General features: G+C 48.2%; 14 protein-coding genes. 11 read left to right on the forward strand and 3 right to left on the reverse strand.

Annotation, left to right across the window (positions count from 1 at the left end):
• The first annotated feature begins 9 nt into the window (after window positions 1-9).
• Both gshA and C2M17_RS11990 read left to right on the forward strand, forming a co-directional pair.
• Window positions 10-1,584: a glutamate--cysteine ligase gene (gene gshA / locus C2M17_RS11985; protein WP_105200990.1), complete on the forward strand. Its 1,575-nt coding sequence runs from the start codon at window positions 10-12 to the stop codon at window positions 1,582-1,584.
• A gap of 120 nt (window positions 1,585-1,704) precedes the next feature.
• Window positions 1,705-2,313 carry a transglycosylase SLT domain-containing protein gene (locus C2M17_RS11990; protein ID WP_105200991.1) on the forward strand — a complete coding sequence of 203 codons (609 nt, stop codon included), beginning with the start codon at window positions 1,705-1,707 and terminating at the stop codon, window positions 2,311-2,313.
• Between the two features lie 47 nt (window positions 2,314-2,360).
• Here the strand turns inward: C2M17_RS11990 and C2M17_RS11995 are convergent, their stop codons facing one another.
• From C2M17_RS11995 to C2M17_RS12005, 3 genes are all read right to left on the reverse strand, one after another.
• Entirely contained in the window at window positions 2,361-3,197 is an 837-nt protein-coding gene (locus C2M17_RS11995) for a mechanosensitive ion channel family protein (protein ID WP_105200992.1), read from the reverse strand.
• Between the two features lie 66 nt (window positions 3,198-3,263).
• On the reverse strand, window positions 3,264-4,538 hold the full coding sequence (locus tag C2M17_RS12000) for an HlyC/CorC family transporter (RefSeq protein WP_105200993.1): 1,275 nt from the start codon (window positions 4,536-4,538) through the stop codon (window positions 3,264-3,266).
• Window positions 4,539-4,628: 90 nt separating this feature from the next.
• A complete protein-coding gene (locus tag C2M17_RS12005; RefSeq protein ID WP_105200994.1) occupies window positions 4,629-5,435 on the reverse strand; it encodes a cytochrome C assembly family protein in 807 nt (268 codons plus the stop codon).
• 167 nt (window positions 5,436-5,602) lie between these two features.
• On the opposite strand from C2M17_RS12005, the gene ffh reads away from it, so the two are divergent.
• From ffh to C2M17_RS12050, 9 genes are all read left to right on the forward strand, one after another.
• Complete coding sequence (gene ffh, locus C2M17_RS12010) at window positions 5,603-6,985, forward strand: signal recognition particle protein (protein ID WP_105200995.1); 1,383 nt, start codon at window positions 5,603-5,605, stop codon at window positions 6,983-6,985.
• Window positions 6,986-7,114: 129 nt separating this feature from the next.
• A complete protein-coding gene (locus C2M17_RS12015) occupies window positions 7,115-7,693 on the forward strand; it encodes a DUF3750 domain-containing protein (RefSeq protein WP_199776020.1) in 579 nt (192 codons plus the stop codon).
• A 272-nt stretch (window positions 7,694-7,965) separates the two neighbouring features.
• A complete protein-coding gene (gene rpsP, locus C2M17_RS12020) occupies window positions 7,966-8,214 on the forward strand; it encodes a 30S ribosomal protein S16 (protein WP_017216164.1) in 249 nt (82 codons plus the stop codon).
• Between the two features lie 17 nt (window positions 8,215-8,231).
• Window positions 8,232-8,768, forward strand: a complete 537-nt coding sequence (gene rimM / locus C2M17_RS12025) for a ribosome maturation factor RimM (RefSeq protein ID WP_105200996.1) — start codon at window positions 8,232-8,234, stop codon at window positions 8,766-8,768.
• A complete protein-coding gene (trmD, locus tag C2M17_RS12030; RefSeq protein ID WP_105200997.1) occupies window positions 8,768-9,520 on the forward strand; it encodes a tRNA (guanosine(37)-N1)-methyltransferase TrmD in 753 nt (250 codons plus the stop codon). Before rimM ends, trmD begins: the two co-directional genes overlap by 1 nt.
• Before the next feature lie 44 nt (window positions 9,521-9,564).
• A complete protein-coding gene (gene rplS / locus C2M17_RS12035; RefSeq protein ID WP_105200998.1) occupies window positions 9,565-9,924 on the forward strand; it encodes a 50S ribosomal protein L19 in 360 nt (119 codons plus the stop codon).
• A 174-nt stretch (window positions 9,925-10,098) separates the two neighbouring features.
• Window positions 10,099-11,238: a bifunctional chorismate mutase/prephenate dehydrogenase gene (gene tyrA / locus C2M17_RS12040; RefSeq protein WP_105200999.1), complete on the forward strand. Its 1,140-nt coding sequence runs from the start codon at window positions 10,099-10,101 to the stop codon at window positions 11,236-11,238.
• Window positions 11,239-11,497: 259 nt separating this feature from the next.
• Window positions 11,498-12,238 carry a methyltransferase family protein gene (locus C2M17_RS12045; RefSeq protein ID WP_105201000.1) on the forward strand — a complete coding sequence of 247 codons (741 nt, stop codon included), beginning with the start codon at window positions 11,498-11,500 and terminating at the stop codon, window positions 12,236-12,238.
• A 132-nt stretch (window positions 12,239-12,370) separates the two neighbouring features.
• Window positions 12,371-12,685: a hypothetical protein gene (locus C2M17_RS12050; protein ID WP_105201001.1), complete on the forward strand. Its 315-nt coding sequence runs from the start codon at window positions 12,371-12,373 to the stop codon at window positions 12,683-12,685.
• Window positions 12,686-12,879 lie beyond the last annotated feature (194 nt).

The raw sequence follows: 12,879 nt of genomic DNA on the forward strand, positions 1-12,879 counted from the left end.
TAGAACTTTTTGACTTGTACACAATTACAGCAGCGAATTAGCGCTTTGTCCGCGCCATCGGAATTGGCGGCGATAGTAGGCATACAACGTGGTATCGAGCGCGAGGCATTGCGCACGAATAAGCAGGGCGGTTTGTCGACGCGTCCGCATCCCGTTGCCATCGGCTGCGCACTGACCAATTCAATGATCACCACCGACTTCTCCGAAGCCTTATTAGAATTTATTACCCCGGTGAGTGATGACCCAAAAGAAACACTGGCGCAGCTAAGGGACTTGCAAAAGTTCACCCTTGAACAACTCGACGGTGAGTTGCTGTGGCCCGTGAGTATGCCTTGTTATATTCAGAACCAGGATGAAATTCCCCTGGCGCAATTTGGTAGCTCCAACATAGGGCGAATGAAAACCCTGTATCGCGAAGGCCTAAAAAATCGTTATGGCAGTATGATGCAGGCCATTGCCGGTGTGCACTTCAATATCTCATTTCCACTGAGCTTCTGGCGCAGCCTGCAAAGCCAAAGCGGCGATAGCGGTGAGTTACAGTCTTTTATTTCCGACGGTTACCTTGGTCTTATTCGTAACTTTAAGCGCGAATTATGGCTGATCAGTTATTTGTTCGGCGCTTCGCCGGCCCTGTGTAGCTCTTTCCTGGAAGGGCGCAAAACCGACTTGCCCTTTAAATCGCTCGGTAAGGGCTCTTTATATCTTGAGCATGGTACGGCGCTGCGTTTAGGCGATCTCGGTTATACCAATAGTGCCCAGTCCAGTTTAAAGGTCATGTATAACTCCCTTGAGGAATACGTCGATGGCCTGAAAAAGGCGATCAGCCTGCCTTCAAATTTATATCAGGACTTGGAAGATTATCACGGAGCTGTGCCGCAACAGCTCAACAAGAATATTTTACAAATAGAAAACGAGTTTTACTCGCCTATTCGCCCTAAACGTAATGCCCGCTCCGGTGAAAAACCAACAGAAGCGCTGTTACGTGGTGGCATTGAATATATCGAGATCCGAGCTTTGGATGTGAATCCCTTTGCCGATACCGGTATCGACTTACAGCAAATTTATTTCCTCGATGTATTTCTAACCTACTGCCTGCTTAAGGCCTCGCCACAGATGAGCTGGGAAGAGCAAACGCAAACCCAGGAAAACCTCGATCAGGTAGTCAATCAGGGCCGCAACCCTGAGCTTATACTAGTTCGCAATGCTCAAGAGGTCTCGTTAACCCAGTGGGCCGGCGATATTTTTGCTGAGCTTGCTAAGGTAGCCGATTATATGGATACGGCCCATGGTGTGAGTCATTACCGTGAAACGGTCAATGAGCTTGCAACCTGGGTAGATGCTCCTGAAAAAACCACCTCAGGTCGTTATATGGCACAGTTATTGGCCGCTAATACGGACAATGGCGTATTTGCCTTGGAGCTTGCGAAGGAATACCTTGAGCAACATCAGAAGTGGCAGTATCACAGCTTCGATAAGGCCTATTTGCAGCAACAGGCCGAGCAGTCGGTGGTGGCGCAAAAAGACATCGAAGCGGCGGATACCTTGAGCTTTGAAGCCTTTTTGGATGACTATTTTAAGGAATAGTTTCAGGAATAAAAAAGCGCGGCTAAGGTAGCCGCGCAAAATATTCTACAGGGATGAAACAATGCTAAACTGCTGCATTCATATACTCAGACTGGGCCCTAAGGAGTTAGTTCAAAAAAAATGAAAAAAATTTCGATTTTATTGCTGCTGACTCTGTATTTGTCCGGTTGTGCCACCGCACCGCCAAAGCAACCTGATGATATCTGTAAGATTTTTGAAGAAAAGGAAGATTGGTATTTCGATGCCAAGGATGCCCAGGAAAAGTGGGGATCGCCGAAACATGTGCTGATGGCCATGATGTATCAGGAAAGCTCCTTTAAACACGATGCCGCACCACCGATGGAATACTTCCTTGGTTTTATTCCCATAGGCCGTGCCAGCGATGCCTATGGTTATTCTCAGGCGAAAACTTTGACCTGGGAAGACTATACCCGTGAAACCGATAATGGCGGTGCCGACAGAGATGACTTTGACGATGCCATCGACTTTATGGCCTGGTTTGTGTGGAAAACCCATCAGGTTAATGGCATATCTAAGTGGGATGCCTATGCCCAATACCTTAATTATCATGAAGGCTGGGGCGGCTTTAAGCGCGGCACTCACAATAACAAAAAGTGGTTACTAAGCGTGGCCAACAAGGTGAAACAGCGGGCCGGACGTTACGGCGCTCAGTTAAAGCGCTGCGAGGCCGATTTAGACAAGAGTTGGCTGGAGCGTTTGTTCTCTTGAGTTTAAAAAAACGGCGCTAAGGCGCCGTTTTTTATGTGCTGACCAAGTTACTGGGTTTGTTTTGGAAAGGTGTGGATATACACATCGCGTTGCGGGAAGGGGATGGTGATATCGGCGGCATCAAAGGCAATTTTCACCCGCTCGTATAGGCCAAAATACACCGGCCAATAATTTTCTGATTTGACCCAGGCCCACACCAGCATACCAATATGGCTATCACCGTGCTGACTCACATGCACCAGAGGCTCAGGATCTGTCAGCACCATGTCATAGTCTTTAAGCACCGACATCAATACCTCACGAGCCTTGTGCACGTCGTCGCCATAGCTGATCCCAAACTCGATATCGACACGGCGGTTTTCTTCAACAAACAGGTTTTTCACCGTGCCGTTAGAGAGGGCCCCGTTAGGAATTATGATTTTTTGGTTATCATAGGTGAGCAAGACGGTCACAAAAATTTGTATTTCTACCACCTTACCCATATGGCCCTGGGCCTCAATTACATCACCTACCTTAAAGGGTTTAAAGAAGAGGATCAGTACACCACCGGCGAAGTTTGCCAGGCTGCCTTGAAGTGCCATTCCCACGGCCAGACCAGCTGCACCGAGCATGGCGATAAAGGAGGTGGTCTCAACCCCAATCATGGAAGCGACGGAAATAAGCAGCAGCACCTTAAGAACGACGCCGATGAAGGAGACCAAAAAGTGCGTCAGCCCGGCTTCAACCTTCACTTTATGCATGGATCGCTCGCACATGGTGGCAACACGGCCGATAAGCCACCAACCAACGAACAGAACGACAATGGCAAGGACGAATTTAGGGCCGTACTGCATCAGCATTTCTATGGCGGTGTTGTAGATATTTTCTAAGGAGATGTCTGTCATCTGTGCTTTCCTTTGTTAACGACAAAGTTTTATTAAAGCACAGATGACAGTGGTGTATTGATTTTTCTAGCTTTTCTTACGCTTTTTCGGTGGGATAACGCGCACTAGCTTAATCATGTTTTCTTTTACTTCCAGTACCTCGATAGGGTAGCCGGCGATTTTTAAGCCCAGGTTGGCATCGGGAATATCTTCAAGATACTCAACGATTAAGCCGCTTAGGGTTTTAGGACCGTCGATAGGCAGTTTCCAGCCCATTTCCTTGTTGAGGTCGCGAATATTGGCGCTGCCTTCGACCAGGACTGAGCCATCGGCCTGAATATTGACTTCCTCGCTCGGAGCGCGAGTTTGGGTAGTGGTAAAGTCACCGACCACTTCCTCGAGAATGTCCTCAAGCGTTACCAGGCCTTGAATATCACCGTATTCGTCAACGACAAGACCGATACGCTCTTTGACCTGCTGGAACTTGTGCAACTGGGTGTTGAGCGAGGTTCCTTCCGGAATAAAGTAAATCTCACGTACTGCACGTAGCAAAGATGCCTTATTAAACTGCTCCTTGGTCAGCAGGCGCAAGGCATCACGAGCGTGGATAAAGCCCACCGCATCATCGATTTGGTCACGATAAAGGAGCACGCGAGTATGCTGTGCATTGGTGAGCTGTTTACTGATCGCCTTCCAGTCATCGTTGATATCAATGGCGTTTATTTCGTGACGCGGGATCATGATGTCTTCAACCGTGACCTGCTCAAGGTCTAGAATCGAGGTGAGCATGCTTTTATGCTTAGCCGGTAAAAATGCGCCAGACTCGCTCACTACGGTTTTTAATTCTTCTTTACTCAGGCTGTGCTCTTCAATTTCCTGAGTCGATACACCAAACAGGCGCAGCATGCCATTGGTCATGGCATTGACCACGACAACCAAAGGATAAAGTACTTTTAACAGGAATTTGAGGATCACCGAGCTGGGGAAGGCCACTTTTTCTGGGTACAGAGCCGCCAGAGTTTTTGGCGTAACCTCGGCAAAAATAAGCACGACCAGGGTCAGTGCAAAGGTGGCGATGGCAATACCCATGTCGCCATACAAACGCAAACCGATAATGGTGGCCACCTGGGCAGCGGCGATATTAACTAGGTTGTTACCGATAAGAATTAAACCGATCAGTCTGTCCGGGCGGTTCAGTAGCTTGCTGACACGCATGGCGGCAGGGTGATTTTCTTTTTCTAGGTGCCTAAGACGTATCCGGTTTATAGACATGATGCCGGTTTCAGAGCCGGAAAAGTAGCCCGAAATCAATATGAGTATGCCCAAGATTATAAACAGGGTACTCGTCGATATGTCGTCCAAAGAAGGATCCTTTTGTAGTTAGTCAGGGTATATTAAGCGGTACTCAAAGCCCAGAGTCAAGCCCGCTTATGCGGGTCTATTCGTGGTTGGTTAAAAACGATGCAAAATCACTTCTTGAACAAAGCGACTACCGAAGTAGGCAAGCGTTAAGAAAGCGGCACCGACCATAATGGTGATGACCGAGGACTTGCCACGCCAGCCTTTAAGGTGACGTCCTAAAACCACGGTGGCAAATATTACCCAAGCGAGCAGAGATAAGATGGTTTTATGGGCATATTCTTTGCTGATCATGGTATCGACAAAGATAAAGCCCGACAGCAGCGCCATAGTCAACAGCGCCGTGCCCACGGTAACCAATTGGTACAGCTGGCGCTCAACCACCATAAGTGGCGGCAAGTGGCTGTAAACAATGGCCAGGTCTTTGCGCTTGAGGCGCTTATCGATAAAATAAAATTGTACCGCGTACAGGGTCGCGATAATTAAAATACAGTAGGCCAGTAATGACAGCGTGATATGGGTAACCAGACCTGCTTCAAGATGAATGTCTTGCACTATCAGATGGTGCGGCATAAACAGGCTGGCAAACAGCAAAATAGCGGCAAAGCCATAGACCACAGGCAACAACAGGGTAGCCGGGAACTTTAACGACACCGCAGTGACCGAGAGCACAATAACCCAGCAGGTTAATAAAGAGACATTAATAAAGCTGACATCTTGGCCCTGATTGGTAAAGACCGAATTCACCAACAGCACCATGTGCGTCAGTATTGCCAGGGTACTCAAAATGACCGTGGCTTTTTGTGAAGGTCCTTGGGCGTGAAATAAGCGTGATAAAACGTGCACCGTTGCCGCAGCGTAAAAAACACAACTCAATAATGTCAAAACCGTGATCAGCATAATGACCTTTATAAGGGATTAAATGAATGCTTTAAAAGGACATTGTATGTAATGCACACACGCTTGCCTAGATCTAATTATGTGAATCCATTGCACTTGCCTCTGGGATTTGCACCTCGCTTTCAGTTATAATCGCCGCCAAGTTAGTAGCAACGGACTCGTTAGCGATGTTTGAAAACCTTCAGGAACGATTAGGAAAGACCCTAAAAAATATTAGTGGCCGCGGCCGTCTTACCGAAGACAATATTAAAGAAACGCTGCGCGAAGTACGTATGGCGCTACTTGAGGCCGATGTTGCCCTGCCTGTAGTACGTGAATTTGTGAAGCAGGTTAAAGAGCGTGCGGTTGGCACGGAAGTAACAAAAAGCCTAAGCCCGGGTCAGGTTTTCATTAAAATCGTCCGCGAAGAACTTGAAAAAGCCATGGGTGAGGCCAACGAAGAGCTCAACCTGAATGCCCAGCCACCGGCTGTAGTCATGATGGCAGGTCTGCAAGGTGCTGGTAAAACCACCAGTGTGGGTAAACTGGCTAAGTTCTTAAAAGAGCGTAAGAAAAAATCCGTGCTTGTGGTCAGTGCCGACGTATATCGTCCGGCGGCGATTAAACAGCTGGAAACCCTGGCCAACGAAGTCGACGTTGAATTCTTCCCCAGTGACATCAGCCAAAAGCCGGTTGATATTGCCACTGGCGCCATTAGCCACGCGAAGAAAAAGTTTATCGATGTGGTGCTGGTGGATACCGCCGGTCGTTTGCATGTCGACAGCGACATGATGGATGAAATCAAAGAGCTACACGCAGCCATCAATCCTATTGAAACGCTATTCGTTGTTGACTCAATGACGGGTCAGGATGCCGCCAATACAGCTAAAGCCTTCGATGAAGCGCTGCCGCTTTCCGGTGTGATCCTGACTAAAACAGACGGTGATGCCCGTGGTGGTGCGGCGCTGTCAATTCGTCATATCACCGGCAAGCCGATTAAATTTATCGGTGTGGGTGAGCGTACCGATGCCTTAGAGCCTTTCCATCCAGACCGGGTAGCTTCACGTATTCTTGGCATGGGCGACGTACTGTCGCTTATCGAAGAAGTGGAGATGAAGATTGATAAGGATAAAGCCGCCAAGGTTGCCGACAAGGTATTTAAAGGTGATGGCTTTACCTTAGAAGACTTTGCCGAGCAGCTGCGTCAAATGAAAAACATGGGCGGTATGATGTCCATGCTTGATAAGTTACCGGGCATGAGCAACTTGCCGGATACGGTAAAAGGCCAAATGAGCGACAAAACCTTTGTGCAAATGGAAGCCATTATCAATTCTATGACGCCTAAAGAGCGTGCTCGTCCGGAAATCATCAAGGGCTCGCGTAAAAAGCGTATTGCTGCGGGTTCGGGCACTCAGGTGCAGGAAATCAATAAACTGTTGAAGCAATTTACGCAAATGCAGAAGATGATGAAGAAGATGAAAGGCAAAGGCGGCATGATGAAAATGATGCGCGGTATGAAGGGCATGCTACCTCCGGGTATGATGGGTGGCCCTGGCGGTCCTAAGTTTTAAGCCTTTAATCGCTCTAACAAACGAGATAGAAAAAGCGTGACACGAGTCGCGCTTTTTTATGTGTTTGCAAAGCCCAAGAGCACATGAAATAGTGAAAGCCTAAGCTCCTTGCCAAAAACGGTAGAGATCATGTTGCGAGTTTTGCTCTTAGTTTTATTATTCACTGGCGTGAGCGGCTGTGCCAGCTCAGATTGGCGCACCGCCAGTCGTGAACCCGCTGGTATTGCTATGCCCGTTTCGCAGCCACAAGCGGTTATAGAGTTTTATGCCGCCGATGCCTTTGGCTGGCGCGGCTGGTTTGCGGTGCATACCTGGTTCGCCATTAAAGAGCAGGGTGCCGATGAATATACGGTGTACGAAGTGGTGGGTTGGGGCGTAGACCAGGGACGCCCGGCACTGCGCACCTATCAAACCAACACTCCGGACAGATACTGGTACGGTGCCAGGCCAGAGAAGTTTTTATCCATCAGTGGCAAACAGGCACAACAGCTTATTCCTAAAATCAAAGCTGCGGCCACGCGCTACCCTTGGGCTCATGAATACACCTTGTTCCCCGGGCCGAACAGCAACACCTTTCCTGCCTGGATAGGCTTGCAGGTGCCCGAGCTGCAATTGGAAATGCCCTTTTCTGCCATCGGCAGCGGTTATGCCTCAGGCAAAGCCTCAGGTGATACCTCGGGTGATGCCTCGCTTGATGCCAACAAGTAGACCCACTTTGTTATGCGGGTCTAAAGGGAGGTAATAAAACGAAGCGTTTTAGCGTCAATTTGTATAGACTGTGACGATTAACCAGCAGGTGTTTGAATAACGGTCAAATCCTCTTGCTACAGCGGCTTAGGATCAGCATTTAACCGACATAAACAAAGCATTAAATGCACTTCTTACTTGCATTGTGGCAAAAAATTCGTACAATTCCCCAGCTTCCCTCTATGGGGAAGTAAACTTATTAATGAAAACAGTCAATCTATTTAGAGGACGGTATGGTAACTATTCGTTTGCAACGTGGTGGCGCTAAGAAGCGTCCTTTCTATCAAATTGTGGTTGCGGATAGCCGTTTCTCGCGTGACGGTCGTTTCATCGAGAAAGTAGGTTTCTTTAACCCTATTGCTGCAGGTCAGGAAGAAAAAGTACGTTTAGATTTATCTCGTGTTGATCACTGGGTAGGTCAAGGTGCATCTCTTTCAGATCGCGTAGCAAAACTAGTTAAAGACGCTCGTAAAGCGGCTTAATAGGCGTAAGTGTAACCATGAGTCAACAGGAGCAAGCCTCTACAATCGTCGTTGGCAAACTCGGAGCCCCGTATGGGATTAAGGGTTGGCTTAAGGTACATTCATTTACTGATGATCCCGAAGGGATCTTCGATTTCAGCCCATGGTTGATAGGGCAACAAGGTAAATGGCAATCCTTTGAAGTGAGTGACTGGCGTCGCCACAACAAAGGCTTTATCGCCAAGTTCGCGCAAGTAAACGACAGAGACCAAGCAATGGCTTTTACCAATGTGGAAATTTCTGTGTATGCGGCGCAACTGCCAGAACTACCGGCAGGTGAGTTCTATTGGCGAGATCTCATCGGCATGATGGTGGTAACCGATAAAGGTTACAACCTAGGTCAGGTTGATGACTTGATGGAGACAGGCTCAAACGACGTACTGGTTGTGAAAGCAAACAGTAAAGATGCGTTTGGCAAGGGTGAGCGTTTAATCCCGTTCTTAACCGATTCGGTTATTCAGAACGTGGATCATGAAGCTCGCCAAATTACTGTGGACTGGGATCCGGCCTTTTAATGGCGCAAGCACCTTTATGGGTGGGGGTGATAAGCCTCTTCCCCGAGATGTTTTCGGCTATTACTGAGCAGGGTGTCACAGGCCGCGCAGTGAAACGTGGTTTAATCGACTTTCACTGCTGGAACCCACGCGATTACGCGACGGATAAGCATCGTACAGTGGATGACCGACCTTATGGCGGTGGTCCGGGCATGTTGATGATGGTTGAACCATTAAAGCAGGCCATAATCGATGCTAAAGCCGCAGCGGGTGAGGGTGCTAAGGTAATTTATATGTCGCCACAAGGGCGGAAACTAGATCAGCAAGGCGCGCAAGAGCTTGCTCTTAGCGACAAACTGATTTTAGTAGCTGGTCGTTACGAAGGTATAGATGAAAGGATCATCGAATCCTATATCGATGAAGAATGGTCGATTGGGGATTTTATCCTCAGCGGTGGTGAACTACCGGCCATGACATTAATCGACGCGGTCGCGCGATTAGTGCCAGGGGTGTTAGGCCACAACCAGTCGGCTGAGCAAGACTCATTTTCGGATGGCTTGCTTGATTGTCCTCACTATACTCGGCCAGAGATATTGGATGGCAAAGCGGTTCCATCAGTTTTACTGAGCGGTAACCACCAAGAAATTGCGAAATGGCGGCTTAAGCAGTCACTCGGAAGAACTTGGCAACGACGTCCAGACTTGTTGCAAAACCTAGCTCTGACTGAGGAGCAAGCAAGTTTACTTGCTGAATATCAGCAGGAAAACTCATAGCTTGTGGCTAGAAGACAGTTACACCTAGGAAAGTGAGAAATAAAATGGCAAAAGTAAACCAAAATATTATTAAAGAGCTTGAAGCTGAACAGCTTAAGCAAGATGTACCTGCGTTCGGTGCTGGTGATACAGTTATTGTTCAGGTACGTGTAAAAGAAGGTGAAAAAGAGCGTCTACAGGCCTTTGAAGGTGTTGTAATCGCTAAGCGTAACCGTGGCCTACACTCAGCATTCACAGTTCGTAAAATCTCGAGCGGTGAAGGCGTTGAGCGTGTATTCCAAACGCACAGCCCTCTTATCAGCAGCATCGCAGTTAAGCGCCGTGGTGCGGTTCGTCGCGCTAAGCTTTACTACTTGCGTGAGCGTTCTGGTAAATCTGCACGTATTAAAGAAAAACTTAATTAATACGCGCGTTTTACTAAAACGTGATAAAACGGGTCAGCTAGCAATAGCTGGCCCGTTTTGGTTTCCCCCTCATCTTGTTTCCTTTAGTCGGCTAGCTAACCCTTCAATTCCGCTTTGATTGTGTTAGTATCGGTGTAATTATTAATTTACCGCATGTAATTATAAGTTTACATAATGTCAGCCGAGCAGCAGTTAGCCCAGTTACGCAGCGAAATAGACGCCTGCGACAGTGAATTAGTCCGCCTTTTAGCAAAACGTAATCAGATCACCGAGCAGGTCGGTAAGGTCAAGCAGCGTTATGGTGCGCCTTTGCATGCCCCGGATCGTGAAGCCGCTCTCCTTGCCGCGCGCCGTGAGCAAGCAACAGAACAAGGCGTGAATCCCGACCTGGTCGAAGATATTCTCCGCCGCATGATGCGCGAGGCCTATCAAAATCAACAAAGTGAACTCGCCTGCGTTTGCCCTGAGCTTAGCCCTGCAGTGATAGTCGGTGGTCGCGGTGCCATGGGTCAGTTGTTTGCCAAGCAACTTATCCGCAGTGGCGTTGAGGTGCGTATTCTCGATAAGGATGAACAGCAGCAAGGCAAGGCCGAAGAGATTATTCGCGGCGCAAAGTGCGTGATTATCAGTGTGCCCATCAATGCCGTTGACAAGGTGGTTGAATCACTCCCTGCGCTCGATGAGGACGCGCTACTGGTAGATATCACCTCGGTTAAGGAAAAGCCGTTAGCGGCGCTGACACAAAAGCACAGCGGTCCTGTGCTGGGCTTACACCCCATGTTTGGCCCCGACATCAGCCATTGGGTTAAGCAAACAGTGGTGGTGTGCCCGGGTCGTGAGAGTAAGGCTGGGGATGCCTTGCAAGCCCAGCTTAAGGTTTGGGGTTGCCAGCTGGTGACAATGAGCGCACGTAAACACGATGAGGCCATGCAAATAATTCAAGTGATGCGCCACTTAACCACCTTTGTATACGGTCAGTTTCTGGCGCGCCAGGAGCACAGCTTGCAGGAAATTCGCGACTGCTCATCGCCCATCTATCAGTTAGAGCTGATGATGGTAGGGCGGTTATTTGCACAAAGCCCGGAGCTTTACAGCGATATTATGCTGGCCCAGTTTGACCGCGTCGAGCCGCTGCTTGAGGCGTACCAAAACACCTACGAGCAAACCCTGAACATGCTTCGCGATAAGGATAAGGATGCCTTAATCGCCGCCTTTAACGATGCCAAACATTTCTTTAGCGATGCCAGCGACCAGTTTTTGCGTCAAAGTCGGGCTCTGCTTAATAAAGCCAATGATGCCAAGGTGTTGGATTAATCATATCGGCGCTTCCCACATACTAGGTCGGTGCTAAGCGCCGACCGGTTTCTTTTAAGTCGATATGACTTTGCCCTGAAAATTAACCTCCAGCCACCTATGTTTTTAGCCACCATAAGCACAGATTAAGTCTATAGTTAAATTAGATTTTAATCGGCCCTCGCAAACAAGGAGGTGAGCATAGGTGCTAGTTTGTACCTCGAACGGTAAATTATAAGCTCAATTATGCTTGATTCCGGCCGGGGTCGGGGAGAATAGTATGAACAGGCTCTTAGTGTCACTCTTTGGGATTTTTGCCTATCTCGTTGGGCTGGCAGGACTCACAGCATTTATGCTGTATTTAGGGGGATGGAGCTTTTTACCTTTGCATATCAATTCTCAGCCGGCCGGCAGCGCTGGCACCCAGGCTATCCTCATTAATTTATTCATTATCTTGTTATTTGGTCTGCACCATAGCCTGGCGGCACGCAGCAGTTTTAAGAAAAAGCTGACTCAGATTGTGCCCGCGGCGGTGGAGCGCAGTATCTATGTGCTCATTTCCGGCCTCTTTATGTTCGCTTTTTGTTTCTACTGGCAACCCATCGCCGGAACGGTTTGGCACACAGATAACCAGGTCGCGGTGATTATATTGCGTGCGCTACATGTCTTTGGCTGGCTTATCTTGGTGCTAGCCACCTTTGAGATAGACCACTTTCATTTGATGGGGTTAAAACAAAGTTTATCCATGAACCCAGATGAAGGTCATGAATTTAAAGAAATTTTTCTTTATAAAATGGTGCGCCATCCCATTCAAACCGGGGTCTTGATGGGGGTCTGGTTTACGCCCTTTATGAGCATGACCCAGTTGATGCTTTCAGTTTGCATGACTGTCTATATCTTTATTGGATTGTATTTTGAGGAAAAATCCCTGGTGTCTCGTTTTGGCAATGTCTATGTGGATTACAAAAATCGGGTGCCTGCGGTGATCCCATTTTGGCCCATGGGTAAAAAGCAGGATTGAAAAGCAAACTTACTCAATTATTTTACTGGTTTTGGTTTGTTTAATCGCTAATAGGCTGCTAGCTTTTTGATATCAAAGCATAAACCTCATCAATTTGGGACGAATAGCAACCTAGTTGCAAAGGAGTGTGATATGTCAGCGTCTATTTTAAAGTCGGCTAATGCCACGGCTCAGTGCGGTGTGGCGCGCGCCGACGGCGAACTGGTTTTAACCGACAGTGAACTGCAATTTAGCCCCTTCAATGAAACATTCGGCCTTGGGCCCTATGCCTTTTCTCGTAGCAGTATTGCCACTGTGCAAAGCACATCAGCAAAGGGTGGGGGTGTAATTCCACTATCGAGCGAGGCGATTAAAATCACCTTAATCAACGGACAAGCCTACGAGTTTATTCTGGCCAACCCGCAGCAGTGGCTGGATAGCTTGCGAGGGCAGCCTCAGCCCAGCTAACTGGAGCATGAAAAAATAGGTATGATCATGGAGGATTTATGATTGTGTTACGGTTTTTAATATATGGATGTATCACCTTTGCTATCTTGGGCATATTGATACAAATGCCCCTACAAGGGACTCTTCTGTTGGGGCTGGTAGGTGGCCTGGCGACCTCTCTTTCATGTCTGGGTTTGGTATTGATGGGGCGCCTC

Origin of the sequence: Pseudoalteromonas sp. T1lg10 (genome assembly GCF_002964545.1) — a bacterium.
GTDB lineage: Bacteria > Pseudomonadota > Gammaproteobacteria > Enterobacterales > Alteromonadaceae > Pseudoalteromonas.

Coding starts and splice junctions, on each gene's coding strand:
- C2M17_RS11990 (WP_105200991.1), top strand. CDS start 1,705: ATGAAAAAAATTTCGATTTTATTGCTGCTGACTCTGTATTTGTCCGGT.
- C2M17_RS11995 (WP_105200992.1), bottom strand. CDS start 3,197: ATGACAGACATCTCCTTAGAAAATATCTACAACACCGCCATAGAAATG.
- C2M17_RS12005 (WP_105200994.1), bottom strand. CDS start 5,435: ATGCTGATCACGGTTTTGACATTATTGAGTTGTGTTTTTTACGCTGCG.
- ffh (WP_105200995.1), top strand. CDS start 5,603: ATGTTTGAAAACCTTCAGGAACGATTAGGAAAGACCCTAAAAAATATT.
- C2M17_RS12015 (WP_199776020.1), top strand. CDS start 7,115: ATGTTGCGAGTTTTGCTCTTAGTTTTATTATTCACTGGCGTGAGCGGC.
- rpsP (WP_017216164.1), top strand. CDS start 7,966: ATGGTAACTATTCGTTTGCAACGTGGTGGCGCTAAGAAGCGTCCTTTC.
- rimM (WP_105200996.1), top strand. CDS start 8,232: ATGAGTCAACAGGAGCAAGCCTCTACAATCGTCGTTGGCAAACTCGGA.
- trmD (WP_105200997.1), top strand. CDS start 8,768: ATGGCGCAAGCACCTTTATGGGTGGGGGTGATAAGCCTCTTCCCCGAG.
- rplS (WP_105200998.1), top strand. CDS start 9,565: ATGGCAAAAGTAAACCAAAATATTATTAAAGAGCTTGAAGCTGAACAG.
- tyrA (WP_105200999.1), top strand. CDS start 10,099: ATGTCAGCCGAGCAGCAGTTAGCCCAGTTACGCAGCGAAATAGACGCC.
- C2M17_RS12045 (WP_105201000.1), top strand. CDS start 11,498: ATGAACAGGCTCTTAGTGTCACTCTTTGGGATTTTTGCCTATCTCGTT.
- C2M17_RS12050 (WP_105201001.1), top strand. CDS start 12,371: ATGTCAGCGTCTATTTTAAAGTCGGCTAATGCCACGGCTCAGTGCGGT.